This is a genomic window from Nocardia sp. NPDC058519, assembly GCF_042719755.1.
GTDB lineage: Bacteria > Actinomycetota > Actinomycetes > Mycobacteriales > Mycobacteriaceae > Nocardia.
Genome location: NZ_JBHXNK010000001.1, coordinates 1 through 24,391, shown reverse-complemented (window position 1 = coordinate 24,391; position 24,391 = coordinate 1). Strand labels below are relative to the sequence as shown.

The window sequence follows — 24,391 nt, the reverse complement described above, 5'->3', positions numbered from 1 at the left end:
GGTGCGGCGTGGGGTCTTGCGGTAACCCCATCTACCAGGAGGTGAGCACCGCTGTTCATCGGTGCGCTCGAATTCGATCTACTGCTCGGTGACGTGCATTCGCTCAAGGAGAAGCGGTCGGTGATCCGGCCGATCCTCGCTGAGCTGGGAAAGCGCTTCGGCGTGAATGCCGCCGAAGCCGGAGATCAGGACCTGCACCGCCGGGCACTGCTCGGGGTGGCCATGGTCAGTGCGGAAGCGGGACACCTGAACGAGGTGCTCGACAAGTGTGAGCGGCACGTTGCCGCGCGTCCGGAGATAGAGTTGCTGGCAGTACGCCGCCGGATCTTCGGACCCGAAGACTAGAGGCAGCGGCACGGGTGTCAAGGCCCGGAGGCGGAAGCCTGCGTAACCACGTAGGGCCTCACCCGTGCCGCCGAAGAGAGGAGCACTCCCATGGTGGATCAAGCCAGGGCACGCCGACTCGCCAAGCGGATTTCCGCGATCGTGGCTACCGCGATCGAATACGAGATCAAGGATCCGCGGTTGCGGTTCGTCACCGTCACCGATGCCAAGGTGACCGGCGATCTGCGCGAGGCGAACGTGTATTACACGGTGATGGGCGAGACCATCGACGCCGAACCCGACTACGTCGAAGCCGCCGCCGGGCTGGACGCGGCCAAGGGTGTATTGCGGTCCAAGGTGGGCGCGGGTACCGGAGTGAAGTTCACCCCGATCCTGTCTTTCACTCTCGATAAGGTGCCCGAGGTGGCTCGCGAGATGGAAGAGTTGCTCGCCAGGGCTCGCGCCATCGACGACGAGGTGGCCAAGGTCGCCGCCAACGCCAAGCACGCCGGCGAGGCCGACCCGTACAAGGCCGATCGCGACGACGAAGACGAGTAGGCAGGCATGTCCGGTCATCGCCCGGGGGCGGTAGCCCGAGTGACCACGCGGGGCGCCGAGTCCTGCCCGGCGGGCACCGCCGTGTCCGGCCGAGGACCGGCCGACGTGGACGCCGGATGACCAGCGTCCGAGATGGGATCGAACTGGGCGCAGCCGTCGCCGCTTTGGCGGCGGCGCGTTCGGTGACGATCCTGTGCCACGTGCAGCCCGATGCCGACACCGTCGGTAGCGGGCTCGCGCTGGCGTTGGCGCTGCACCGGCGCGACGTCCCGGTGTGCGTGTCCTTCGCCGAGCCCGCCGAGCTGCCCGCTTCGCTGCGCACGCTGCCCGGAGTGCGGCTGATCGTGCCACCGGCGCAGGTGCCGCACGAAGTAGACCTGCTGATCGTCGTCGACTGCGGCGCCCGCAACCGTCTCGGTGCTCTCGCGGACCGATTACCCGGTGCAGCAACCACATTGGTGATCGATCACCATCGCGCCAACGACGGGTTCGGCACCGTCGACCTGATCGACGAATCCGCGGCCTCGACCACCGAATTGGTGACCCGGCTACTCGATGCCTGGGGCGCGGAGATCGACGCCGATATCGCGCACTGTCTGTTCGCGGGCCTGGTCACCGATACCGGCTCGTTCCGCTGGGCCCGCCCCGGCAGCCACGCCATGGCCGAGCGCCTGCTCGCCACCGGCATCGATGGCACCGAGATCACCCGTGTCCTGCTCGACACCCACCCCTACGCCTGGCTCCCGATGCTGGCGAAGGTGCTGTCCACCGCCGTGGTCGTACCATCCGCCGCCGGTGTCGGACTCGTCTACGCGCTGGTCCGCGCCGCCGACACCCACGACGTGGGCCCCGAAGAGGTCGAAAGCGTCATCGACGTCATCCGCACCACCGCCGAAGCGGGCATCGCCGCGGTCTTCAAGGAAGCCCGCGGCCACAACGACCGCTGGACCGTCTCCCTGCGTTCGCGCGACTCCGCCCCCGGCCGCACCGACGGCGTCGACGTCGCCGCGGTCGCCAGCGGTTTCGGCGGTGGCGGCCACCGCTTCGCCGCCGGCTACACCACCTACGGCAATGCCGAAGACGTTGTGCGCGCGCTGATTACCGCGCTGGGCTGATCCTCGTGCCAGGTCGCGGCTCGTCGCGGCGTAGGCGCAGCGCGAGTGCGACGCCGAGGATCGTGGTGACGGCGCAGAGGGCGAAGGCCAGGGACGGGTGGTCTACGAGGACGCCGGTCAGGCCTGCCACGACGAGGCCGCCGAGGTTGCCGGTCATCCAGATGAGGCCCGCGGCGGTGCCGTCGGCGGCGCCGGTGTGGCGTTCGGCCATGGCCAGGACGATCGGGAGGGCGGGGAGCAGGGTCAGGCCGATGAGGACGAAGGCCAGGAAACCCGTTGCCAGGCCGGGAGCGAGGGCGACGAGCAGGCAGGCGGCGGCGCTGGCGGTGAGGCCCACCATCACGGCGGGCAGTTCGATGCCGCGGCGCAGGACCGCGACCGGTATCACCGCGCAGCCGACCACGCCGGCGAGAACATTCACCAGCAGCGCGATGCTCGCCGCGTCGGCGCTGACACCGGACGGTTCGAGCAAGGCCTGGCCGAAGGTCGCCAGCGCGACGAAAGTGCCGAAGGGGAAGAACACGGCGACGCAGAGTCGGCGCACATAGCGGTCGCCGACGGTCGCTCGCAGCGCGGTGAGCGAGGTCGAGGTGCTCGCCGCGGGCCCGGTGCCCGCGCGCATCAACTCGATGGTGAGCGCGATCGCGGCCAGCGCGGCGAAGATGGTGCCGACCGCGGTGAGTGTGGTGAGCTGGCTTTCCGCGGGGAGCGCGGCGCCGAGCACGAACGCCGCCGCCATACCGGCGAAGGTGCTCGCGGTACCGACCGCGATGCCGGTCGGCCGGTCCTTCTCGTCGAGATAGTGCCCGGAGATGCCGGTGATCGCGTTGAGCACCAGCGGTTGCGCGATCGCGACGACGGTCTGACCGATGAGCACGATCGCGAAACCACCGTCGAGCAGGCGCAGCGCGGCACCGATCGCGGTGAGTGCCGCGCCTGCGATCAAGCTGGGCCGGAACCAGCGATCCAGCGCGATCCCAGCGGGAACGGCCAGCACGACGTAGAGCAGCGGGAACATGTTCGCCAGCCACCCGACCGCGGACTCGGAGACACCGAAGTGCTCCGCCGCCACGGTCGTCACCGGCGCGTAGGTGAGCCACACCAGCTGGGTCGCCGCGCCGACCAGGGCGAACGCCGTGATCACCCGCCATCGCTGTACAAACACCATGGTCGATCCTGAGTTATTTCGGGCGAACCGTGCGTTCGCGGCGTGACATCGTCCACCGGAGCTGGGCGGACGACCAATATTGCCGCTCATCCTGCCCGCCGTCCACACTTCGGATCCGCGATTCATGCTGATCGGTTGGTGTGTCCGCGGTTCCGGCCGCCGGACGCCGACTTCGATGGGAAGTCGTGTGGTGGCGGCATGCCGAGAACTCGACTGCCGCGCGGCGATCATGCCCGGTGGTCGGCGAGATGGTCCTTGTGGCGATGCGCGCGATGGGCGATGTTGTCGGTGGCGTGTGCCACCATCGGCAGGTCGGCAGCGCGTTCGCGCCCAATTGTTCGTGGTGACCGTGGGAGGTCGGTGTGGGGTCCGCTGAACCGATGGATGAAGCCTTGACCGGCGAGGTCGACCGGGCCGGGCCACGGCGCATTCTCGGCATCGCCGTGCCCACACTGGGTGTGCTGGTTGCCGAGCCGTTGTATCTGCTCTTCGACATCGCCGTGGTCGGCAGGCTGGGGGCCCTGGCCCTGGCCGGGCTGGCGGTCGGCGCGGTGATCCTCGGAACGGTGAGTACCCAGCTGACGTTCCTGTCCTACGGGACGACCGCGCGCGCGGCCCGCAGACACGGTGCGGGGGACCGGACGGGCGCGGTCGAGGAAGGCGTGCAGGCCAGTTGGGTGGGTGTCGCGGTCGGTCTGGTGATCGTCGCGGTGATCCAGCTGTTCGCGGTGCCGTTGTGTTCGGTGCTGTCCGGCGGTGGTGAGATCGCCGACGAGGCGCTCAGCTGGGTACGGATCGCGCTGTTCGGCGTGCCGTTGATCCTGCTGTCGATGGCGGGCAACGGGTGGATGCGCGGCGTGCAGGACGTTCGCCGACCGCTGACCTATGTGGTTGTGGGACTGGCACTCTCGGCGGTGCTGTGTCCGGTCCTGGTGTACGGACTGCTCGGTGCGCCGCGGATGGAACTGGCCGGTTCCGCGGTGGCCAATCTCGTCGGCCAATCGGTCTCCGGCGTCCTGTTCGCCTATGCCCTGCTGCGTGAACATGTTTCGCTGCGCCCGCGACTCGCGGTGATGCGCGCTCAACTCGTGCTCGGCCGCGATCTCATCGTCCGCAGCCTGTCCTTCCAGATCTGCTTCGTCTCCGCCGCCGCGGTGGCCGCCCGTTTCGGCGCCGCGTCCGTCGCTGCCCACCAGTTGGTCCTGCAACTCTGGAATTTCCTTGCCCTGACCCTGGATTCGCTCGCCATCGCCGCCCAGACCCTGGTCGGCGCGGCCCTCGGGGCGGGAAACGCGCACGGCGCCAAGGGCATCGCGCGTCGGGTCACCGGCTGGTCGGAGATCTTCGCCCTGGTCCTTGCCGGAGCGTTCGCCGCGGGCTACGGAGTGATTCCGCTCCTGTTCACCGACGACCCGGAAGTCCTCGACCGCACCCACGTCATCTGGTGGTTCTTCGTCGCCATGATCCCGGTCGCGGGCGCGGTCTTCGCCCTCGACGGCGTTCTGCTCGGCGCGGGCGACGCCGCCTTCCTGCGCACCGCCACCCTCGTCGCCGCACTGGGCGGCTTCCTTCCTCTGATCTGGCTCTCCCTCGTCTTCGACTGGGGAGTGGCCGGGATCTGGTCGGGGCTGGTCGTCTTCATGCTGGCACGGCTGGTCGCGGTGGTCCTGCGAGCGCGGTCGGGGAAGTGGGCGCAGGTCGGGTCCGAGGTGCCCGGGAAACTGGCCTGACCGCTAGTCGGGATCCTTCTTCACCGAGCCGTAGATGATCGCGGCCCCGACCAGGGCGAGCGGGACGAAGCAGAAGAGCCCGAGGAAGTCGCCGCGCTCGTTGATATCCGCCTGTTCGTCCCGGGTATGGCGGAGTGTGTGGTCGGTGACGCAGACGTCGTCGGCATCCATCACCTCGGTGCCGCATTTGACCCCGGAGTCTCCGGACTCGGGGAGGCTGATGAGCGCGAGGGCACCGAAGAAAAGCAAGATCGCGAGACCCATCAGGACACCGGCGATCCGACTACCCGGACTCAGCGATTCGTCGCCGCCGGTCGGGGCGGGCGCGCCAGTTGGTCCAGGAGTACTCGGGCGGCCGAAGTCGGGTGCTGAACCCGTCGTCTCGTCGGCCGATCCATGGCCGGGGTCGGGCGGCGTCGGCAGCGAGAGTCCGATGTCGTGCGCGAGGCCGACGATCCCGTTCGCATAGCCTTCGCCGAGGTGTCGAATCTTCCATCGGTCCTGATGGCGATACAGCTCGACCGCCATGACCAGCGTCTCGGCGGAGAATCCACTGCTCACCGCGACGATCTCCTCGCCATCGTCGCGCACGACGGTCCGGATCTCGGTGCCCGCGAACCCGCGGTCACCCGCGCTGACGACGGCGACCACCCGTGCGATTCCGGGGTCGACCCGGGTGGGGTCGATCCGCACCGCACCATCCACGACCTCGACCGCGCCGTCGGCCGAGCGTTCGCTGGGGACGACCAGGTCGGGCCCTGCGCGCAGTCGACCGGTGTCGTCGAGGCACACCGCGAACAGCTGCGGAAGTGGGCCGTTCAGCAGGCCGAGGTGAACCTCGACCCGTCCGCCGGACAGCACACGATTGCCCCCTTTTGCCAGCAACACAAGATCCCCCGAAATTGAAGTGACGCAACGCTATCAGGAAAACCCTAACCGCTGCGTCGTGCCCTGGCACGGCGTGCGGTCGCCACCTCGTTCGCGGTGCTCGGCCGCCGCTGACCGACCGGAATGGACCGGCGGCGAACTGCCCGGCGGTGCGTGTGCCACTGTGGACAGGTGATTCCGAAGTTGATGGCGGTCAGCGATGTGCATGTGGGGCATCAGGGGAACAAACCTGTGGTGGAACAGATCGTTCCCGATTCGCCCGAGGACTGGTTGATCGTCGCCGGTGATGTGGGGGAGAAGGCCGAGGAGGTGCGGTGGGCGCTGGAGTTGTTGCGCGGCCGCTTCGCCAAGGTCATCTGGGTGCCGGGCAACCACGAGCTGTGGACCACGCCGAAGGACCCGGTGCAGATGCACGGCGCCGCCCGCTACGACTATCTGGTGGCGATGTGCCGTGACCTCGATGTCGTGACCCCGGAGGACCCGTTCCCGGTGTGGACGGGTTCGGGTGCCGAGAAATACGGCGGCCGGGTCACCCTGGCGCCGATGTTCCTGCTCTACGACTACTCGTGGCGACCGGCGGGCACGAAAACCAAGGCGGAGGGTTTGGCGCTGGCGCGCGAACGCAATGTCGTCGCCACCGACGAGTTCCTGCTGACCCCGGACCCGTACCTCACCCGCGATGCCTGGTGCCACGCCCGCGTCCAGTACACCCAGCGCCGCATCGACGCGCTGCCCCCGGGAACCCCGCTGGTGATGATCAACCACTTCCCCCTGGTCCGCCAGCCCACCGACATCCTGTTCTACCCGGAGTTCTCGCTGTGGTGCGGCACCGACCTGACCGCCGACTGGCACACCAGCTACAACGTGGTCTGCTCGGTCTACGGCCACCTCCACATCCCCCGCACCACCTACTACGACGGCGTCCGCTTCGAAGAGGTCTCCCTCGGCTACCCCCGCGAATGGAAACGCCGAGGCATGCCGAACCCGCTCCTGCGCCAGATCCTGCCCGACCCGGTCTACGCCGAAGGCGACCTGAACGCCTGGGGCGGCCACTTCAAGGTAACCCCGGAGATGGAAGCCGCAGCAGCGGAGATGCGCGAAAAAGCCGAACGCAGACGAGGCATCTAAAGGCAAATTTGCAAGAGATCGCTACGCCTGATTTCGTAAGAACATCGGTAACTCACCGGGCACGAGCAAACCGCCCATCCCGGTACCGCCAGACGCCAACGCTGACCGACCAGCGCCTAGATCTGGCCTAAATACGCGGAGAGGCGGAACAGCACTTGCTGGAGAGGATTTTGCCGAGGAGTGTGGCTTCGGCGGAGTTGCTGGTGTTTCCGGAGGACATGACGGCGCATCCCGCCGAGGAGCACCTCATCGCCAAATCCGTGGAGAAGCGCCGCCGCGATTTCATCGGTGCCCGGCACTGTGCTCGCCTCGCCCTCGAACAGCTCGGTGAGCCGCCCGTCGCGATCGGCAAGGGGGAGCGCGGAATGCCGCTGTTCCCGCGCGGCATCGTCGGCAGCCTCACCCATTGCGACGGCTATCGTGCCGCGGCGATGGCGCACGCGCTGCGTTTCCGTTCGGTCGGCATCGACGCCGAACCGCACGACACCCTGCCCGAAGGCGTGCTCGATTCGGTCAGTCTGCCCGCCGAACGCGAGTGGCTGTCCGACACGCCCGGCGAGGGCCTGCACCTGGATCGGCTGCTGTTCTGCGCCAAAGAGGCCACCTACAAGGCCTGGTTCCCGCTGACACTGCGCTGGCTCGGTTTCGAGGACGCGCATATCACCTTCGAGATCGATTCCCGCACAGACGATTCGGGCTCGGGTACCTTCCACACGAAGCTGCTCGTGCCCGGCCTGACGAACGACGGCGGCGCCGCGCTGACAGAGTTCGACGGCACCTGGCTGATCGCCGACGGGCTGATCCTGACCGCGATCGCGCACGTCTGATGGCGGCACGGGTGTCGCGGGTCGGCGAGCTCGGCGGTCTCGTGATCGTCGACAAGGACAGCGGGCTCACCAGCCACGATGTCGTGGCGCGCAGCCGGAAGCTGTTGCAGACCAAGAAGGTCGGCCACGCGGGCACGCTCGACCCGATGGCCACCGGTGTGCTGGTGCTCGGGGTGGAACGGGCCACCAAACTGCTCGGTCAGCTGCTCCTCACCACCAAGGCCTACACCGCGACGATCCGCCTCGGTCAGGCCACGAACACCGACGACGCCGAGGGTGACGTCATCGAGACCACCTCCGCGTCGCACGTCACCGACGACGAGATCGCGGCCGGTGTCGCGGCGCTGACCGGTGACATCGAGCAGGTTCCCGCCACGGTGAGCGCCATCAAGGTCGACGGTGAACGTGCCTACGCGCGCGTGCGTGCCGGCGAGGAGGTGCAACTGGCCGCCCGCCCGGTGACGGTGTCGCGCTTCGAGGTTCTCGCCCGCCGCGACATCACCGACGGCGAATTCGTCGACCTCGACGTCGCGGTCGAATGCACCTCCGGCACCTACATCCGCGCCCTGGCTCGCGATCTGGGCGCAGCCCTCGGTGTAGGTGGTCACCTGACAGCCTTGCGCCGCACCAGGGTTGGTCCCTTCACCCTCGAACACGCCCGCACCCTCGAAGAACTCGCGGCGGCCGCCGAAGCCGAGCAGCCCCTGCTGAGCCTCGATATCGACACCGCCGTCCGTACCGCCTTCCCCCTCCGCGACATCGACGAATCGCAGGCCACCGACCTGCGCACCGGCCGCTGGCTCGAACCTGTCGGCATCAAGGGCGTCTACGCCGCCATCGACCCACGGGGCCGGGCCATCGCACTCCTGGAGGAAAGCGGCAAACGCGCGGGCTCTGTCATGGTGGTGCGCCCGAGGGGAATCGGCGACTGACCGGTGAGCCTGTCGCCTGCCGATGCGGCGACGGGCGATGCCCGCTTCGGGCTACCGTGACCGGGCGCGGTCAGGGTCCTTGGCCGCGAATTCGCCGCTGGCAGAGGTCAGATGCTCATCGTCGCGGACGCTGCCTCTCGTCGGAGTTCCGGATTCCTTCGTCAGGTGCTCGGCCAGCATCGCCGCTTCGGCGGCGAGGCCGGGCGGATTCGTGGCGATGAACATCGAATCCGCTGCCAGGTTGCCGAGGACGTGCCAGGTGTCGGTGTGCAGTGCGCGGGTACGTGGTTCGGCGCGCAGGCCACCGGTGGGTGCGAATTCCGCTGTGCCGTCGTCGAGTAGGCGTGCCATCAGTGTTTCGGTGTCCTGTGGGGTGACGTAGGCGGGTGGGTTCACGGCGTTGATCACGACGTCTGCCGGCCAGGTGGATTCGTCGGTCACCGTGAACGCGGTGTTGTCCGCGGTGATCGTGGTGATTCCGGTTCGCAACCTGACCTGACCCGAATCCAGCAGGCGCAGCAGGATTTCCGCGTTGTGCGGGACCATCGGTGAGCTGAGGCTGCTGATCGTGCGGTGATGATCGGTGCGCAACATCATCCGGTCGCCCTCGGTCATGGCGGGCCACAGGATCGGGCCCATCGTGCGAATCGCCATGGTGAGCAGACGCCGGCCGAGCAGTGTGGAATCGACATCGGTGAGCTGGCGGCGCAGTCGGTGGGTCGGGTCCTCGGTGCCGGTGGCGCGGATCTCGGCGGCGAACTCGTCGAAATCCTCACCCAGGTCGGCCAGTTCGGCCCGCAGCAGCGCGACCACGTCGGCGAACTCGACCGGACCGCGTGCTGCCAGGTCGAGCGCGGCGGCCGGGGTGAGGTGCCGCGGTGTGAGTGGTCGTGGGCGTTGCTGGACGAACGGCAGGATGCCGCTGCGCGACAACAACGTGATCGGACCTCGATGGCCGTTCGCGCTCAGCGCCGCGGTGATGTCGACGGCGGTCAGGCCGCTGCCGATCACGGCGACCCGAGCCTCGGGGTCCACCTCGGTGAGGGTATGTGCCAGTGGATACGGCTCGTCGATGTAGCCGGGTGCGCCGGTCAGCCCGTACTGGTCACGGGGGCGGCCGCTGCCGACACAGAGCACCACGCGATCTACCGGATGCGTCGACCCGCCCTCGGTGCGCAATACCACCGGCTGCTCTGGGGCGAGGCCGCTCACCCGGTCGTTCACGACGCTGACCTGCCATCCGTCGCGGCGTAACCGGTCGATCGACGCCCGCGCCGATTGTTCCAGATACTCCCCGTACATCGCGCGGGGCACGATCGGCTGTCCCAGCCCATGGTCCAGGAAGCGCACCGCATCCGGGTGCTGCATCACCCACCGCTCGAAATGCCCACGATCGTTCGCCCGGACCGACATCAACCCCGGCGGGGCGTTCACCCGCACCGCGGGCACGTCGTGCTGGTAGGCACGGCCACGCCACAGCGCCGACGTCCCCTCGAACACCGTGATCGTGCCCGGTTCCCGGTCGGCGGACGCGAGCGCGTCGAGCAGTCCGACCGCGGCCACTCCCGCACCGATGATCCCGATTCGCATATCGACTCCTGACGTCAGACGGCATTGCCACACAAGCTCATTCGACGGCGTGACGACGGCTAGCCGATTGTCGTGCACGCTCCTCGATCAGCGTGGTCGTGCGCGGACCGCTGCGAAATCCCACGTTTGCGGGATGCGCCTACCGAATCCGCCGCTTCCCCCTCGATTGCGGGATGGTCCCGAGTGCGGAACCCGATGACAATGGGTGCATGACCGCCCCGGCTTCGCCCTCGATGACCGCCCTGCTCACCGGGATCGCCGCCGCGCCGGACGCGCACGAGTTGTTCGCGCAGACCTCTACCCGACTGCGCCGGACAGTGGGGTTCGACGCCGCGGTGTGGGTGGCCACCGATCCGGTCAATGGGCTCACCACCGCGCCGGTGCGGGTGGAGAACCTGCACGAGGGTGGCTGCGGGATCTACTGGGAGTCGGAGCTGTTCGCCGAGCACGTCAACTTGTTCCGCGATCTCGCGCTGGCACCGGTACCGGTCGCCGGATTGCGCGCGGTGACAGGCGACCGGCCGACACTGAGCCCGCTGTATCGAAACTTCATGCGGCCGCGTGGTTTCGGTGACGAGTTGCGGGCCGTGCTCCGGGTGGACGGGCAAGGCTGGGGGCAGGTGAGTCTGTTCCGGGAACGCGGCAGGAAGGCATTCGCCGCCGCCGATATCGCTGTGCTGCGAGCACTGTCGGTCCCGATGGCGCGTCGGCTGCGCGGCTTCGCGCGACCGGCGACCGCGGGCTCGGACGGCATCCACGCGCCCGGCCTGCTGCTGTTCGGCGCCGACGGCGCATTGCTCTCGGTCAACGACGAAGCACGTGCCCTGCTCGCGCTGATGCCGCCCGGCCCGGCGACGACGACCGACTCGGGCCTCGAATTGCCGTTGCCTGTCTGGATTCTCAGCACGGCGGGCCGCGCGCGGCTCACCGGCGACAGCGCCCGCATCCGCATTCGCACGCTGACCGGGCAGTGGCTCGTCTGCCACGCCTCGTGCCTGCGTGACTCGAACGGCGAACCGAGTACGACGGCGCTGGTGATCGAACACGCGACCCCGTCGGACGTCGCCGCCCTCGTCGTCGCGGCCTATGAACTGACCCGGCGCGAACTCGAGGTCACCGAACTCATCGCGGCGGGACTGTCCACGGCCGCCATCGCCCGGCACCTGCTGGTCTCCGCCCACACCGTGCGCGACCATGTGAAGTCCATCTTCGACAAGACGGGCGTCACCAGTCGTGGTGAGCTCGTCGCTGCCCTGTTCACCGAATTCCGGCAACCGGTGGCCGAATCGGTCACGCTGCGTGTGCTCGACGGGCACGCGAGCTGAGCCGCGCCCACCGAATCCGTGGAGTCGTCGGTGACGCCGGCTGTCAGTGGCACTGGACGCGCGGCTAACGCCCTGTCCGAAACAGGCGATAGCGAAGATATACAGCTTTCGCGGCGGAGGGGCAGACCATGACTGCGATCAGGAAGACCTGGATCGGTGTCGTCGCCGGTGTGACGGTGGTGCTCGCGGGCTGTGGCAGCGGTGATCCGCAGGGGCAGGGATCGCCGCGTCCGACGACCACGATCGCCGCGCCGAAATCGCTCGCCACTCCCAGCGCCGCTCCAGCGGTCACCCAGGCCGGGCCGCCGGTCGCCGCTTCTCCGGCCGGACCGTCGAATTCCGTGGGTGCCTCCACTGCCCCCGCGGTGACCGCGAGGCCACCCGAACCCGCGACCGGCACTGTCGTCCTGCGCACCGTGACCCTGTCCGGCATCCCCGTTCCCGGTGTGCCGGTTCACCTTTCGCTGCAGCAGCCGTGCGATCCGTCGAGCAACGACATCCCTGTCGGAGAAACGGTGGAAACGGTGCGCCGCGACGGTGTCACCGACGAGCAGGGCCGGGCGGCCTTCATCACCGAAATCGGTTGCTATCGCTTCGGGATGACGGCGCCCTCGGGAACGAATCCGGTCCCCGAGGGGATGCACACGCTGTTCCTGGTCACCCCGGGTGGCACGGCCACCGGCCAACTGCGCTTCCAGGACACTGCACCCGAACCAGCCCCTGCCTGCGCCGAATCCACCATCGAATCCGAACTCGGCGTCGATCCAGGACCCACCGCGACCATCCCGGACTGCGACGGCCGGTGGGCTGTCATCCGCTGGGATACCCCCGGCGACAACCAGCGCGTCATCACCCGCACATCAGGAACCTGGACCACCTACGTCAGGTTCCCCCATGACACCTGCTGGTCCAGGGCCTCCGCCGACGGCGTACCGGACCGCCTCCGCACCTACTTCAACTGCTGATCCAGGGAACTACGCGGTCAGCCAAATGGCTTCGGCGGCAAGGGTTCCCAGCTCGGTCGGGGTTTCGGCCGAGGCGATGCGGACGGCGATGGTGCCGGCGAAATCGCGGCGTTCGGCTACCTCGATGGTGGTGTCGAGGGCGATGCCGACGGAGTCGAAATAGCGCAGCATGGCGGGGTCGGAATCGGAGATGCGGGCCACCCGGCCGACTTCGCCCGCGGCGAAGTCGCTGAGCTGGCGGGCGGGGGGAGTGGGGACGGCGCCGTCGGCGGAGGGGATGGGGTCGCCGTGTGGGTCGCGGTCGGGGTAGCCGAGTTTCGCGTCGATGCGGGTCATGAGCAGGTCCGAGACGGCGTGTTCGAGGACCTCGGCCTCGTCGTGCACCTCGTCCCAGCCGTAGCCGAGTTCGTTCACCAGGAACGTCTCGATCAGGCGGTGCCTGCGCACCATCGCGACCGCGGCGCGACGGCCGTGTTCGGTCAGGGTGATCGCGCCGTAGCGGGCGTGTTCGACCAGACCCTGATCGGTGAGCTTGCGCACCGCCTCCGACACCGTCGAAGCCGACACGCCGATCCGCTCGGCCAGCAGCTTGGTCGACACCTTCTCCTGCGACCACTCCTGGGCGGTCCAGATGACCTTCAGATAATCCTGTGCCACCGCCGATAAGTCGGGCGCGATGGTGGCGGCGAGTTCGGCCTGCTCGGCGGGCTGCGTCAGCGCGCTACGGGTCGCGACATCTCGTTTAGCTGGCACATCACCAATGTTAGGCATCCCTGGCCGGAATGACACATCGGCGAACCGGCACGGCGCGCACCGGTGATCCGGTCAGACCGGAATTCTGTTCGGGCACCGCTTTGCGTAGGCTTCGCTCTGTGCAGAGATGGCGAAGTCTCGACGACGTGCCCGCGGACTGGGGGCGTTGCGTTCTCACGATCGGCGTGTTCGACGGGGTACATCGGGGGCACGCGCAGCTGATCAGCCGCGCGGTCGCCGCGGCGGGCAAGCGTGGGGTTCCTTCGGTTCTGATGACCTTCGATCCGCACCCGATGGAAGTGGTGCGACCCGGTTCGCATCCCGCACAGCTCACCACGCTGACCCGCCGCGCGGAGCTGGCCGCCGAACTCGGGATCGACGTGTTCTGCGTGATGCCGTTCACGCAGGATTTCATGAAGCTCACCCCGTCCGAATACGTGCACGACCTGCTGGTCGAACGTCTGCATGTCACCGAGGTCGTGGTCGGCGACAACTTCACCTTCGGCAAGAAGGCCGCGGGCACCGTCGACACGATGCGCGACCTCGGTGCGCGGTTCGGCTTCGAGGTCGACGGAGTGACCCTGCTCGGCGAACACGCCGTCACTTTCTCCTCCACCTATATCCGCGCCTGTGTCGACGCGGGCGATATGGCCGCGGCGGCCGAGGCGCTCGGACGCCCGCATCGTGTCGAGGGTGTCGTCGTGCACGGCGACGGCCGTGGTCGCGGGCTCGGCTTCCCGACCGCCAACGTCGCCCCGCCGATGCACGCCGCGATCCCGGCAGACGGGGTGTACGCGGGCTGGTTCACCGTGCTCGGGTCAGGTCCGACCATCGGTCGGGCCGCACCCGGCGAGCGCGCGATGGCCGCGATCTCGGTCGGCACCAACCCCACGTTCTCCGGCCGCTCCCGCACCGTCGAAGCGTTCGTCCTCGACGGTGAGGCCGACCTCTACGGCCAGCACGTCGGTGTCGATTTCGTCGAACAATTGCGCGGGATGCGCAAATTCGACTCCATCGACGATCTGGTCGAGGCCATGGGCCGCGATGTCGAGGCCGCGCGCAAAATCCTCACCGCCGCGGACGCCTGAGCCCGATTTACCTCGGCTGTTAAGAGTCAAGTAGAGTGGCTCCTCGGGTTTGCTGCGGTCCGCGGTGGCGCCCATCCCGGGTAACCGGACCTTCGAGCGCGGAACTGAAAATAGGAGTCGAGCCACATGGCGCTGACCACTGAGCAGAAGTCGGCAATTCTCGCCGAATACGGCCTGCACCCCACCGACACCGGCTCGCCGGAGGCGCAGATCGCGCTGCTGTCGAAGCGGATCTCGGACCTGACCGAGCACCTGAAGCAGCACAAGCACGATCACCACACCCGTCACGGCCTGCTGGCCCTGATCGGTCGTCGTCGCCGCCTGTCGAAGTACCTGCAGGCCAACGACATCAACCGCTACCGTTCGCTCATCGAGCGTCTCGGCCTGCGCCGCTGATCTGCTTCGACACGCCTCCTCGCTGAGGCGGTCGCCACGACGCCAACGGGAAGAAGTACACTTCTTCTCGTTGGCTATTCGTGTATTCGGGGACCATCGGGTTCCCGGCTGCATTACAACATGTGACAGCCGTATGCATTCGTCCGCGTGGCGTCGGTCTTCGGTAGTGGCCTTTCGGCAGGCGTTTGTCTCGCCGCCGTCGGGCTTCGATCGATGACCGCCTCCGCGTCGCCGCTTCCAAGGGGATACGGCCGGGTGCTGCGCGTGGACGCCAGGAGGGTTTCCACGTGTCCGTGTCCGGTACGGCTGACGACAGCTGGGTTCGCGCCCACCAGGGGACAAAGTACGCCTGGAAACGGCAGCGCGACCAGCGAGACGAGAGGTCGAGAGAAGAGAATATGACGCAGACAACTGAACGCCCTTCGACTGCGGTCGAGGTCGAGCCCGGAGTTTTCGAGTCGGTCGCGCTGATCGACAACGGTAGCTTCGGCACCCGCACCATCCGCTTCGAGACCGGCCGTCTGGCCAAGCAGGCCGCGGGTTCCGTCGCCGCCTACCTCGACGACGAGACCATGCTGCTGTCGGCGACCACCGCAGGCAAGTACCCCAAGGACCAGTTCGACTTCTTCCCGCTGACGGTCGATGTCGAAGAGCGCATGTACGCCGCGGGTCGCATCCCCGGCTCGTTCTTCCGTCGTGAGGGCCGCCCCTCCACCGACGCGATCCTGACCTGCCGCCTGATCGACCGGCCGCTGCGCCCGACCTTCATCGACGGTCTGCGCAACGAGATCCAGGTCGTCGTCACGGTCCTGAGCCTCAACCCGGCCGACCTCTACGACGTGGTGGCCATCAACGCCGCCTCGGCGTCGACTCAGCTGTCCGGCATCCCGTTCTCCGGCCCGATCGGTGGCGTCCGCGTCGCCCTCATCGGTGGCCAGTGGGTCGCGTTCCCGACCGTCGAGCAGCTCGAAGGCGCCGTGTTCGACATGGTCGTCGCGGGCCGCGTCACCGACACCGGCGACGTCGCCATCATGATGGTCGAGGCCGAGGCCACCGACAAGGTCATCGCGCTGATCGAAGACGGTGCGCAGGCCCCGACCGAGGCCGTGGTGGCCGAGGGTCTCGAAGCCGCCAAGCCGTTCATCGCGCGTCTGGTCCGCGCCCAGGCCGACCTGGCCGCGCTGGCCGCCAAGCCGACCCAGGAGTTCCCGCTCTTCCCGCCGTACGGCCCCGACGTGTTCGAGGCTGTCGAGGGTACCTCGAAGGTCGAGCTGAACCAGGCGCTGAGCATCGCCGACAAGCAGGCCCGCGAGGCCCGCATCGACGAGATCAAGGCCGAGGTGCTCGCCCGTCTGGGTGATGACTTCACCGGTCGCGAGAAGGAACTGGGTGCCGCGTTCCGCTCGGTCACCAAGAAGCTGGTTCGCCAGCGCATCCTCACCGACGGTTTCCGCATCGACGGCCGCGGCCTGGCCGACATCCGTCAGCTCTCCGCCGAGGTCGACGTGATCCCGCGCGCCCACGGTTCGGCGATCTTCGAGCGTGGCGAGACCCAGATCATGGGTGTCACCACTCTCGACATGGTGAAGATGGCGCAGCAGGTCGACTCGCTCGGCCCGGAGACCTCCAAGCGCTACATGCACCACTACAACTTCCCGCCGTTCTCCACCGGCGAGACCGGTCGCGTCGGTTCGCCGAAGCGTCGCGAGATCGGCCACGGCGCGCTCGCCGAGCGTGCGCTGATGCCCGTGCTGCCTTCGCAGGAGGAGTTCCCCTACGCCATCCGTCAGGTCTCGGAGGCGCTGAGCTCCAACGGCTCCACCTCGATGGGTTCGGTCTGTGCCTCGACCCTGTCGCTGCTCAACGCCGGTGTGCCGCTGAAGGCGCCGGTCGCGGGTATCGCCATGGGCCTGGTCTCCGACACCATCACCAACGACAAGGGTGAGGACGAGGTCCGCTACGTCGCGCTCACCGACATCCTCGGTGCCGAGGATGCCTTCGGCGACATGGACTTCAAGGTCGCGGGTACCCGTGACTTCGTCACCGCCCTGCAGCTCGACACCAAGCTCGACGGCATCCCCTCGCAGGTGCTCGCCGGTGCGCTGAACCAGGCGCACGACGCCCGCACCACCATCCTGGATGTGATGGCCGAGGCCATCACCGATCCGGACGAGATGAGCCCCTACGCCCCGCGCGTGACGGCCATCAAGATCCCGGTCGACAAGATCGGCGAGGTCATCGGGCCCAAGGGCAAGATGATCAACCAGATCACCGAGGAAACCGGCGCCAACATCTCCATCGAGGATGACGGCACCGTGTTCGTCGGTGCGACCGATGGGCCGTCGGCCCAGGCCGCGATCGACATGATCAACGCCATCGCCAACCCGCAGCTGCCCAAGGTCGGCGAGCGCTTCCTCGGCACGGTCGTCAAGACCACCGCCTTCGGTGCGTTCGTCTCGCTCCTGCCGGGCCGCGACGGTCTGGTGCACATCTCCAAGCTGGGCAGCGGCAAGCGCGTCGCCAAGGTCGAAGACGTGGTCAACGTCGGCGACAAGCTGCGCGTGGAGATCGCCGATATCGACAACCGCGGCAAGATCTCGCTGATCCCGGTCGAGGACGAGGCCGCTGCCGCCGAGCCGGCCGCCGTCGAGGAGACCACCGAAGCCGAGTAGGCCTCGCTCCAGCTGACTGACGAAACCCCCGCCGTTGTACGGCGGGGGTTTTGTCGTTTCCGGCGCCGAACGTGTTCGTGATCTGGATCACGATGATGCAACGGTGATGCAACGTTGTCTCGCTTAGTGTGTCCGGACACAGTAAGAATCTGTGTCGACAGCCGTGACGCCGCCCATCGGGAGCTGCGCGCCGACCGCTGTCGGCTCGGCGTACGCGGTCGGATCGCTGGACCGTTCTCAGCGTCGAAAAGTGGGTCGCCCAGCCGTGATTTTGACTGAATCTGGTCCGGTTTATTATTGAAACGAATACGCTTCTCCTCGTGTTCGGACGCGTGTTTCAGGTGTCGTGGTTGACGATGGAGGTCGGGAGATAACCGAGTCATTGCTGGTTGCGTGGCGGCGAGCCGGATTGCCGCGATCGTGTCATAGCCGATCGCACTGAATCCGGTGTGAGCGGGTGGATTTCGGGCAGGGTGCCCGAGGTTGGCCACCCCCGCGCCGATCCACCTCACCCCAGGTGCGAGCCGGGGAGTTCCGAGAGTTTGTTGCGGCCGCGTGGCGTTACCCGCGGCCGGTAATGGAAGGCAGTGTGCGATGACCAACCCCACTCCGGCGCGCGCGGAAACAGAACAGCTGGCAGCGCTGGTGGCGACGGTCGCGGCGATGGATCCGGCGCGGATCGCGGTCGAGTTCGACGGCACCGCGGTGTCCTATGCCGATCTCGATGCCCAGCTCACGCTGATGGCCGAGCTCACCGGTGGGGCACTGGACGCGGACACGCTCGTGCAGGTGGTGCTCGCCGAGCTGTTCCCCGGCGTGGTCGATGCCGCCGAGGGGACCTTCGGTGTGCTGCTGGATTCGCTGGCCGGTGATGCGATGGCCGCGTTGGGGATGGAGGTGGTGGCCGCCGCGACACTGGTCGATCGGTTCGCCGCGCAGGTGGCTCGGACGCCCGATCGGGTCGCGGTGCAGTTCGTTGACGATGTGCTGACCTACGCGGAATTCGATGCCAGGGTGCGGGTATTGGCGGCGCGGCTGGTCGAGTTGGGTGTCGGTCCCGAGACGCTGGTCGGACTGGCGCTGCGACGCAGCGTCGAATTGATCGTCGCGGTGCACGCGATCGTGCGGGCGGGTGGTGCGTATGTGCCGTTGGATCCCGATCATCCGGTGGACCGGCTGCGCTATGTGCTCGAGGTGGCGCGGCCGGTGGTGGTCGTGACGCGTGCCCGCGATGAACCGGATCTGAACGGCGCGCCGGTTCTGCGCACCGATGACATCGACTGGGACGCGGCGCCCGGCACAGTGGTTTCCGGGGTGCGCGCCGGCAATACGGCCTACGTCATCTTCACCTCCGGTTCCACGGGCCGTCCGAAGGGCGTGGCGGTGACCCACGCGGCGATCGTGGCGAACCTGGATTGGCGGCAGCGCTGCTACGGCATGACCGATGCCGACGTGGTGTTGCAGAAGACGCCCTACACCTTCGATGTGTCGGTGTGGGAACTGTTCTGGCCCTTGCAGATCGGCGCTCGGCTCGTTGTCGCCGAACCGGGTCGTCACGGTGATCCCGCGTATCTGGCGTCGTTGATCGCGGCGCATGGCGTCACTGTGACTCACTTCGTGCCGTCCATGCTGGCCGCGTTCGTCGGTGAACTGGGTCCCGAGGTGGATCTGTCGTCGTTGCGGATGGTGTTCGCCTCGGGCGAGGCGCTGCCCGCTGCCACCGCCGCGCGGCTGCGCAAGCTGTCGTCGACCGCGCTGCACAACCTGTACGGGCCCACCGAGGCGGCGGTCGACGTCACCGCGCACGAGGTGACCGCGCTCGACGAGGTGTCGGTGCCGATCGGTGGCCCGGCCGATGACACCGGGCTGCTGGTGCTCGACGAGAACCTCGATCGGGTGCCCGTCGGGGTTGTCGGCGAGCTGTACCTGTCGGGTGTTCAGCTGGCGCGCGGTTATGTGGCGCGGCCGGGCCTGACCGCGGACCGGTTCGTCGCCAACCCTTACGGTGTGGCCGGTGAGCGCATGTATCGCACCGGTGACCTGGTGCGTGAGTCGCGTGGTGAGCTGGAGTATCTGGGGCGCACCGACTTTCAGGTGAAACTGCGTGGTCTGCGGATCGAGCTGGGGGAAATCGAGGCCGTGTTGGCCGCCCATCCGCGGGTCGGCAATGCCGCGGTGGTGCTGCATCAGCACGCCGCGGGGGAGGCGCTGGTCGGCTATGTGGTGAGCGTCGACGGTGCGGCCATCGACGAGGCCGAGTTGATCGCGCACGCCAAGGCGTCGATGCCGGAGTACATGGTGCCGTCGCTGCTGGTGCGGCTGGACGCGATGCCGATCAATGCCAGCGGAAAGCTGGACCGGAAAGCGTTGCCGGAACCCGACTTCCGGGTTGCCGCCGCGGCATTCCGGGAGCCCCGCACCGCGACCGAACGTTCGGTCGCCGCGTTGTTCGCCGAGCTGCTCGGGGTGCAGACCATCGGATTGGACGACGACTTCTTCCGCCTCGGCGGCAACTCGCTGATCGCCACCAGGGCCATCGGCCGGTTGCAGGCGAATTTCGGTGTGCGTGTGGATGTTCGCGACTTCTTCGACAGCCCGACCGTCGCGGTACTCGCGAAGCTGGTCGAGGGTGGCGTGGTCGACGACCGGCCCGCGCTCGTCGCGGGCCCGCGACCTGATGTGGTGCCGCTCTCGCCTGCTCAGCAGCGGATGTGGTTCCTGAACCGGTTCGATACCGAGGCCGGTGCCTACAACATCCCGATCGCGGTGCGGTTGTCGGGTGTACTGGATCAGGCGGCGTTGCGGGCGGCGGTCGGGGATCTGATCGCTCGGCACGAGGTGCTGCGCACGGTGTATCCCGAGGTCGATGGTGTGGGCACGCAGCAGGTGCTCACTTCCGCTGACGCACTCGAAATGCTTGTCGCCGAGTCGAACTCGGAGCTCTTTGCGACCGACGCCGGTGAGGCGGTCGGCGCGGGTGGTGGAATCCGCGCTGCTGGCACGGGGGGCTTCGATGGTGAGGCAAACCTGCTGGTCAACGGTGTGGCGAGGTACCTGGCCCCGGTCAGTGTCGGTGCTCGAGAACTTCCGGGTGTGCTGGCCGCCGTGATCCTGCGCGGATTCGACGTCACTGCCGCACCGCCGATTCGGGCCAGGTTGTTCGAGGTCGACGGTGATCACGTATTGGTGCTGGTGGTGCATCACATCGCCTCCGACGGTTGGTCGGCCGGTCCGCTGGTGCGTGACACGATGGCTGCCTACTACGCGCGTACCGAAGGCGCGGCGCCGCAGTGGGCGCCGTTGCCGGTGCAGTACGCCGACTACACCCTGTGGCAGCGTGCTGTCCTCGGCGAGGAAGGCGATGCCGACTCGCGGGCCGGGCGGGAGATCGCGTTCTGGCGTGAGGCGCTGGCCGGGTTGCCGGACGAGTCGAGCCTGCCGACCGACCGGCCTCGCCCCACCGTCGCGTCGATGCACGGGCGCCGGGTCGAGTTCGAGCTCGACGCCGAGGTGGTCACCGCGCTGAATGCTGTTGCGGCCGAACACGGTGCGACGCTGTTCATGGTGCTGCACGCGGCGCTGTCGGTGCTGATCGCCCGGCTGTCGGGCAATGCCGATGTGGCGATCGGCAGTCCGGTTGCCGGACGCGGTGCGGCGGAACTCGACGATGTCATCGGTATGTTCGTCAACACCGCTGTGCTGCGCACCCAGGTGCGCGGCGCGGAACCGTTCGCCGAACTGCTCGGCCGCATTCGCGCCGGGGATCTGGCCGCGTTCGACCACACCAGCCTGCCGTTCGAGCGGCTCGTCGAGGTGCTCACGCCGTCGCGTTCCGCTGGTCGCCATCCGCTGTTCCAGGTCGCGCTGTCGCTACAGAACCTGCCGTCGACGACCTTCGAACTGCCCGGTCTGCGCGCCGCCGCGGTCGACATGCCTTATGACATCGAGAAGTTCGATCTTTCGGTGACAGTGCGTGATTCCGCGGCCAACGGGCTGTCCGGCGAATTCTCCTACGCCACAGATCTATTCGACGAGCCGACCGTCATCGCTATGGTGCGCCGCTTCACCGGTTTGCTCGCCGCGATCGCCACCGCCCCGCAGACTCCCGTCGCCGATCTGCCCTTGCTGATCGACACCGAGCTCGATGAGCTGACCACCCGCTCCGGCGGCCCGTCGACGCCAGCCCCCTTGCTGCCGGAAGTGCTGTCTCGCGCCGCCGCCGACCCCACCGCTATCGCGATCCGTGACGGCGCCCGCACCCTGACCTACGGCGAGCTCGACGCCGTTTCCACACGTCTGGCCGCCCGCCTCACCGATCTCGGCATCGGCGCCGGTGACCTTGTCGCCGTGAGTATTCCGCGTTCCGCCGACTCGGTCACCGCTGTCTGGGCTGTCGTGAAGTCCGGCGCGGGGTTCCTTCCGGTCGACCCGAACTACCCTGCTGACCGCATCGCGCACATGCTCGCCGATTCCGGCGCGGCGGCGGGCATCACCATCGATGCGGTGGTGGCGGATCTGCCCACCACGGTGAACTGGCTCGTGGTCGATCCGCTGGCGCCCACTGCCGCGATCGCTCGTGGTGAAGCGGCCGAACAGGGTGTCGGAGCCGGTCATTCGACAGCCTCGGATAGCACCGATGCCGATGCAGCTGTCGGCGATCGTCTCGGTGGCGTCGACGACGCGATCTCGCCAGGTGATGACACCGTCTCGAACGGCGTGGCGGGTGGACGTGCGGTGGATCCGCTCGATCCGGCATATGTCATCTACACCTCCGGAACCACCGGTCTGCCCAAGGGTGTCGTGATTCCGCACGGTGCGGTCGCGGCATATCTGCCGGTGCAGGCGGGGCGGTATCTGGCGTCGGCGGATTCGCGAGTGCTGCATGTGGCGTCGCCGTCGTTCGACATCTCCGTAGCCGAGCTGCTGCTGACGGTGACCGAAGGGGCGACGATGGTTGTCGCGCCCGCCGGCGTGTTCGGTGGGGCGGAGCTGGGTGAACTGCTGCGGGTCGAGCGGGTGACCCACGTGGTCATCACGCCCTCGGCGCTGGCGACGGTGAACCCGGAGGGGCTCGACGAGCTGCGGGTGGTGGTGGTCGGTGGTGAGGCGTGCCCCGTGGAACTGGTGGCACGCTGGACCGCCGCGATTCCGGGGCTGACCTTCCGCAACGGATACGGTCCGACCGAGACGACCATCGTCACCAATATCAGCGAACCACTCAGCGCAGCAACACCTGTCACCCTCGGCGTGCCCGTGGAGGGCACCACCGAACTGGTGCTCGACGAGCGGCTGCGACCGGTGCCGGTCGGCGTCGTCGGCGAGCTGTACATCGCCGGTGCGCAGCTCGCGCGCGGCTACCACCGCAGGCCCGCGCTCACGGCGGGCCGGTTCGTCACGAATCCCTTCGGTGCGCCCGGTGATCGGATGTACCGCACGGGCGACACCGTGCGCTGGGTGCGCCGTGATGGTTCGTTCGACCTGGAATACCTGGGCCGCAACGACTTCCAGGTGAAGGTGCGCGGTTTCCGGATCGAGCTCGGCGAGATCGACGCGATTCTCGCCCGCCACCGGGCCGTCGATTTCGCCGCGACCATCGGCCATCGCACCGATGCGGGCGCGACCCTGCTGGTGTCGTACGTGGTCCCCGTCGCCGGAGCCACGATCGACACCGCGACCCTCATCGCGCACACCGCCGCGCACCTGCCCGCGCACATGGTGCCCGCCGCGATCGTCGCCCTCGACGCCGTGCCGTTGACCCCGGTGGGCAAGCTCGACCGGTCCGCACTGCCCGCGCCGATCTTCGAGGCCGCCGTCTACCGCGCGCCCGAAACCGGCGCGGAGCAGGTCGTTGCGGCGGCCTTCGCCGAGGTACTCGGCCTGGACCGGGTCGGTCGCGACGACGACTTCTTCGACCTGGGCGGCAACTCGCTGCTCGCCACCCGGTTGATGGCACGCATCGGCACCGACCTCGACATCCGCATCCCGATCCGCCAGCTCTTCGATACCACGACCGTGCTGACCCTCGCCGCGGCGGCCGACCGTCTGCGTGGAACGGGCACCGGCCCCGCGCTGGTGGCAGGACGCCGCCCGGATCCGCTTCCGCTCTCGCCCGCCCAGCAGCGCATGTGGTTCCTGAACCGCTTCGACCCCGGCTCGGCCACCGACAACATCCCGATGGCCGTCCGACTCACCGGCACCCTCGACATCGCCGCACTCCAGGCGGCGATCGTCGACGTGCTGGACCGGCACGAGGTCCTGCGCACCCGCTACCCGGAGCGCGACGGCAGCGCCATCGCCGAGATCCTCCCCGCGACCGGCCTCCTCCCCGAGGTTCACCCCCACATCGTGGGCGCGGCCGAGCTGTCCGACGCCGTACGCACCTTCGCCGCCACCGGCTTCGACCTCACCGTCGATGCCCCGACCCGCGCGACCTTGCTCCGCGTCGCCGCGAACACAGTGGCAACACATGCTGATTCAGCGGGGAATGCGGCTGCGGAGTATGTGCTGGTCATCGTGTTGCATCACATCGCGGCCGATGGGTTCTCGTTCGGACCGTTGATCCGGGACGTGCTCACGGCCTACAGCACGCGAGCCGTCGGTGAGGTCCCGAGTTGGGTGCCGTTGGAGGTGCAGTACGCCGACTACGCCGTGTGGCAGCATGCCGTGCTCGGCGATGCGGCCGATCCGGAATCGGTGGCGGCGAAGCAGCTCTCGTTCTGGCGTGACGCGCTGGCCGGGGTGCCCGAGCAGTTGGAATTGCCCACCGACCGGACCCGGCCTGCGGTCGCTTCCCGGCGCGGTGCGATGCACGGCGTCGAGATCGATGTCGCGACCCATCGGGCACTGGCGGAATTCGCTCGTGCGCAGGGGATCACGGTGTTCATGGCCGCGCACGCGGTGTTCGCGGTGCTGCTGGCACGGCTGTCGGCGAC

The 24,391-nt window shown here is 68.1% G+C and carries 17 protein-coding genes; 13 read left to right on the top strand and 4 right to left on the bottom strand.

Annotated elements, in window-relative coordinates:
• The first annotated feature begins 51 nt into the window (after nt 1-51).
• From ACFWPK_RS00085 to ACFWPK_RS00075, 3 genes are all read left to right on the top strand, one after another.
• Nucleotides 52-345, top strand: a complete 294-nt coding sequence (locus ACFWPK_RS00085; RefSeq protein WP_358105906.1) for a DUF503 domain-containing protein — start codon at nt 52-54, stop codon at nt 343-345.
• 90 nt (nt 346-435) lie between these two features.
• Nucleotides 436-882, top strand: coding sequence for a 30S ribosome-binding factor RbfA (rbfA, locus tag ACFWPK_RS00080; RefSeq protein WP_378912296.1), 447 nt, complete (start codon nt 436-438; stop codon nt 880-882).
• Nucleotides 883-998: 116 nt separating this feature from the next.
• Nucleotides 999-1,997 (top strand): bifunctional oligoribonuclease/PAP phosphatase NrnA, encoded by a 999-nt coding sequence (locus tag ACFWPK_RS00075; RefSeq protein ID WP_378912295.1) that lies wholly within the window; start codon nt 999-1,001, stop codon nt 1,995-1,997.
• On the opposite strand, the gene ACFWPK_RS00070 is transcribed toward ACFWPK_RS00075, so the two are convergent.
• Nucleotides 1,981-3,165, bottom strand: coding sequence for an MFS transporter (locus ACFWPK_RS00070; RefSeq protein ID WP_378912294.1), 1,185 nt, complete (start codon nt 3,163-3,165; stop codon nt 1,981-1,983). The two genes, ACFWPK_RS00075 and ACFWPK_RS00070, sit on opposite strands and share 17 nt — an antisense overlap.
• Before the next feature lie 380 nt (nt 3,166-3,545).
• Between ACFWPK_RS00070 and ACFWPK_RS00065 the strand changes: the two genes are divergently transcribed.
• Nucleotides 3,546-4,895, top strand: a complete 1,350-nt coding sequence (locus ACFWPK_RS00065; protein WP_378912293.1) for an MATE family efflux transporter — start codon at nt 3,546-3,548, stop codon at nt 4,893-4,895.
• A gap of 3 nt (nt 4,896-4,898) precedes the next feature.
• Here ACFWPK_RS00065 and ACFWPK_RS00060 read toward each other — a convergent pair whose 3' ends face one another.
• Nucleotides 4,899-5,780, bottom strand: coding sequence for a TerD family protein (locus ACFWPK_RS00060; RefSeq protein WP_378912292.1), 882 nt, complete (start codon nt 5,778-5,780; stop codon nt 4,899-4,901).
• Nucleotides 5,781-5,954: 174 nt separating this feature from the next.
• Between ACFWPK_RS00060 and ACFWPK_RS00055 the strand changes: the two genes are divergently transcribed.
• The 3 genes from ACFWPK_RS00055 to truB all read left to right on the top strand — a co-directional run bounded on the left by ACFWPK_RS00055 (nt 5,955) and on the right by truB (nt 8,670).
• The gene (locus tag ACFWPK_RS00055; protein WP_378912291.1) at nt 5,955-6,911 is read left to right on the top strand and encodes a metallophosphoesterase family protein; all 957 of its coding nucleotides are present in this window, start codon (nt 5,955-5,957) and stop codon (nt 6,909-6,911) included.
• Nucleotides 6,912-7,066: 155 nt separating this feature from the next.
• The gene (gene npt, locus ACFWPK_RS00050) at nt 7,067-7,738 is read left to right on the top strand and encodes a 4'-phosphopantetheinyl transferase Npt (protein ID WP_378912290.1); all 672 of its coding nucleotides are present in this window, start codon (nt 7,067-7,069) and stop codon (nt 7,736-7,738) included.
• Nucleotides 7,738-8,670 carry a tRNA pseudouridine(55) synthase TruB gene (gene truB / locus ACFWPK_RS00045; RefSeq protein WP_378912289.1) on the top strand — a complete coding sequence of 311 codons (933 nt, stop codon included), beginning with the start codon at nt 7,738-7,740 and terminating at the stop codon, nt 8,668-8,670. The genes npt and truB overlap by 1 nt, the downstream gene beginning before the upstream one ends.
• Nucleotides 8,671-8,721: 51 nt before the next feature.
• On the opposite strand, the gene ACFWPK_RS00040 is transcribed toward truB, so the two are convergent.
• Entirely contained in the window at nt 8,722-10,260 is a 1,539-nt protein-coding gene (locus ACFWPK_RS00040) for an FAD/NAD(P)-binding protein (RefSeq protein WP_378912288.1), read from the bottom strand.
• A gap of 209 nt (nt 10,261-10,469) precedes the next feature.
• Here ACFWPK_RS00040 and ACFWPK_RS00035 point away from each other — a divergent pair, with 209 nt between their 5' ends.
• Entirely contained in the window at nt 10,470-11,585 is a 1,116-nt protein-coding gene (locus ACFWPK_RS00035) for a LuxR C-terminal-related transcriptional regulator (protein ID WP_378912287.1), read from the top strand.
• 128 nt (nt 11,586-11,713) lie between these two features.
• The gene (locus ACFWPK_RS00030; RefSeq protein WP_378912286.1) at nt 11,714-12,550 is read left to right on the top strand and encodes a hypothetical protein; all 837 of its coding nucleotides are present in this window, start codon (nt 11,714-11,716) and stop codon (nt 12,548-12,550) included.
• A gap of 9 nt (nt 12,551-12,559) precedes the next feature.
• On the opposite strand, the gene ACFWPK_RS00025 is transcribed toward ACFWPK_RS00030, so the two are convergent.
• Nucleotides 12,560-13,321, bottom strand: a complete 762-nt coding sequence (locus ACFWPK_RS00025) for a metal-dependent transcriptional regulator (RefSeq protein ID WP_378912285.1) — start codon at nt 13,319-13,321, stop codon at nt 12,560-12,562.
• Between the two features lie 101 nt (nt 13,322-13,422).
• On the opposite strand from ACFWPK_RS00025, the gene ACFWPK_RS00020 reads away from it, so the two are divergent.
• From ACFWPK_RS00020 to ACFWPK_RS00005, 4 genes are all read left to right on the top strand, one after another.
• Nucleotides 13,423-14,391: a bifunctional riboflavin kinase/FAD synthetase gene (locus ACFWPK_RS00020; protein WP_378912284.1), complete on the top strand. Its 969-nt coding sequence runs from the start codon at nt 13,423-13,425 to the stop codon at nt 14,389-14,391.
• Between the two features lie 126 nt (nt 14,392-14,517).
• Entirely contained in the window at nt 14,518-14,787 is a 270-nt protein-coding gene (gene rpsO / locus ACFWPK_RS00015) for a 30S ribosomal protein S15 (protein WP_056811493.1), read from the top strand.
• Nucleotides 14,788-15,185: 398 nt separating this feature from the next.
• A complete protein-coding gene (locus ACFWPK_RS00010) occupies nt 15,186-17,459 on the top strand; it encodes a polyribonucleotide nucleotidyltransferase (protein ID WP_378912283.1) in 2,274 nt (757 codons plus the stop codon).
• A gap of 594 nt (nt 17,460-18,053) precedes the next feature.
• The coding region (locus ACFWPK_RS00005) for an amino acid adenylation domain-containing protein (RefSeq protein ID WP_378912282.1) at nt 18,054-24,391 on the top strand (6,338 nt) is incomplete at its 3' end.

Excerpts from the sequence above, each read along its gene's own strand:
- ACFWPK_RS00010 (WP_378912283.1), top strand. The coding sequence starts at position 15,186 with ATGACGCAGACAACTGAACGCCCTTCGACTGCGGTCGAGGTCGAGCCC.
- ACFWPK_RS00025 (WP_378912285.1), bottom strand. The coding sequence starts at position 13,321 with ATGCCTAACATTGGTGATGTGCCAGCTAAACGAGATGTCGCGACCCGT.
- ACFWPK_RS00040 (WP_378912288.1), bottom strand. The coding sequence starts at position 10,260 with ATGCGAATCGGGATCATCGGTGCGGGAGTGGCCGCGGTCGGACTGCTC.
- rpsO (WP_056811493.1), top strand. The coding sequence starts at position 14,518 with ATGGCGCTGACCACTGAGCAGAAGTCGGCAATTCTCGCCGAATACGGC.
- ACFWPK_RS00070 (WP_378912294.1), bottom strand. The coding sequence starts at position 3,165 with ATGGTGTTTGTACAGCGATGGCGGGTGATCACGGCGTTCGCCCTGGTC.
- ACFWPK_RS00065 (WP_378912293.1), top strand. The coding sequence starts at position 3,546 with ATGGATGAAGCCTTGACCGGCGAGGTCGACCGGGCCGGGCCACGGCGC.
- rbfA (WP_378912296.1), top strand. The coding sequence starts at position 436 with ATGGTGGATCAAGCCAGGGCACGCCGACTCGCCAAGCGGATTTCCGCG.
- ACFWPK_RS00075 (WP_378912295.1), top strand. The coding sequence starts at position 999 with ATGACCAGCGTCCGAGATGGGATCGAACTGGGCGCAGCCGTCGCCGCT.
- ACFWPK_RS00030 (WP_378912286.1), top strand. The coding sequence starts at position 11,714 with ATGACTGCGATCAGGAAGACCTGGATCGGTGTCGTCGCCGGTGTGACG.
- ACFWPK_RS00035 (WP_378912287.1), top strand. The coding sequence starts at position 10,470 with ATGACCGCCCCGGCTTCGCCCTCGATGACCGCCCTGCTCACCGGGATC.
- truB (WP_378912289.1), top strand. The coding sequence starts at position 7,738 with ATGGCGGCACGGGTGTCGCGGGTCGGCGAGCTCGGCGGTCTCGTGATC.